Source organism: bacterium (genome assembly GCA_036524115.1).
Taxonomy (GTDB): Bacteria; JAUVQV01; JAUVQV01; order JAUVQV01; family DATDCY01; genus DATDCY01.
The window spans coordinates 1-1,643 of the sequence record DATDCY010000349.1 but is presented as its reverse complement, the minus strand read 5'-3'; the positions used below and the strand labels follow the sequence as shown (position 1 = coordinate 1,643).

General features: G+C 71.0%; 1 protein-coding gene. It reads right to left on the bottom strand.

Going from position 1 to position 1,643, the window contains the following annotated elements:
• The coding region (locus VI078_17180) for an MMPL family transporter (GenBank protein HEY6001019.1) at positions 1-1,643 on the bottom strand (1,643 nt) is incomplete at both ends.

Sequence of the window (1,643 nt, the reverse complement as noted above, 5' to 3'; positions counted from 1 at the left end):
GCCGGGACGCGGCGGCGCGCGATCCAGGTGAGCAGGCCTGGGAAGAGGAAGAGGTTCGTCACCCAGGCGCACAGCGCGCCGATCACGGCGAAGTAGCCGATGGAGCGGATGCCGGGGTGGTTCGCGAAGATCATCCCGCCGTAGCCGATCGCCGTCGTCCAGTTGGCGACCGACATCGGCTCGAACAGCTCGCGCTGCGCCGCCATCACGTCGCCGCCGTGCATGCGCCAGCGGCGGAAGTAGTGGACGCCGCTGTCGACGCCCATGCCGAGGAGGCTCGGGATGACGATGATGTTGAAGAAGTTCAGCTTCAGCCCCGCGGCCGCGAGCACGCCGAGCGAGAGGACCACGCCGGCCACGAGCGGGAAGAGGATGAGCAGCGTCTGGCCGAGCGAGCGCTGGTAGGCGAAGACGATCGCGAAGACCAGCGCCAGCGTCATCAGGACGATCCGCGGCCCCTCGTCGAGCACGAGGCGCAGGATCTCGCCGAAGACGACGGTCTCGCCGATCGGCCCGACGACGCCCGCCACCTGCGGAAGCCCGCCGAGCTCGCGGCCGAAGCTCATCGCGTTGCGCGCGTCCATGCGCTCGACCGCCGGGTGGATCGAGACGATGACCCTGCCGGTGCCGTCCTTGGTCAGCAGCGGCCGGCGGATCGAGTCGGGGATGTCCGTGACGCCGAGGGCGCCCGCCGGCTCGTCCCAGGCGCGGAAGTCGTCGATGAGCCGGCGCTCGTCCGTGTCGGTGACCTTGCGCGTCCAGCCGCCCGAGAGCTCCCCGCGGATCTCCTCGAGCAGCGCGTGCCGGTCCCCGAGCGTCCGCGCGTCGGGCACGAGGTCGCGCAGGCTGCGCACGCGGCCGATCGTCGTGCCGGGGCGCGCCTTGGCCGCGGCGAGCTCGGCCGCGAGCCGGTCCGCCGCGGCGAAGTCGTCGGCGACGTAGACCGCCCCCGGCGACATCGAGCCGGCGTAGACCTGGTTCTGGCGGTCGCGCACCTGCTGGGAGTCGCCGACCTTGCGCCGGTCGAACCGGAAGTTGTGGAAGTTGTAGTCGAAGCGCGTGGCCAGTGCCGCGAACGCCGCGGCCGCCACGAGGACGGCCAGCAGCGTCGCCGTCACCGGCGCGCGCGGCCGGGGCACCCGCGGCAGCGCGGTGCGGTAGGGCGCGAGCAGGCCCGCCCGCTGGGCGAGCACGAGCGTGGCGGGGAGCACCACGAACATCGAGGCCATGATCAGCATGATAGCGAGAAAGCCGATGAAGCCGTACTCGGAGAAGCCGCGGAAGGTCGAGACCGCGGTGAGCAGCAGCAGCGAGAAGCCGGTGGTGAGCCCCGAGATGATCACCGAGGGGCCGGTCGTCAGGTAGGTCTCGAGCAGCGCCTCCTCGGGGCCGCGGTGCGCCAGCTCCTTCTGGAAGTCCTTGACGAGGTAGATGGAGTTCTCGACGCCGAGCCCGAACATGATGCCGACGATGAACGCGGTGACGAGGTTGAAGTCGCCGACGGTCAGCGGCACCAGCGAGAAGGCCCAGAGGATGCCGAAGCCCATCGGCAGGAAGACCAGCGCCAGCGCCGGCAGCGAGCGGAAGCTGACGAAGACCACGAGGCCGATCAGCACGCTCGAAAAGGCGCCGGCCCGGGCGAT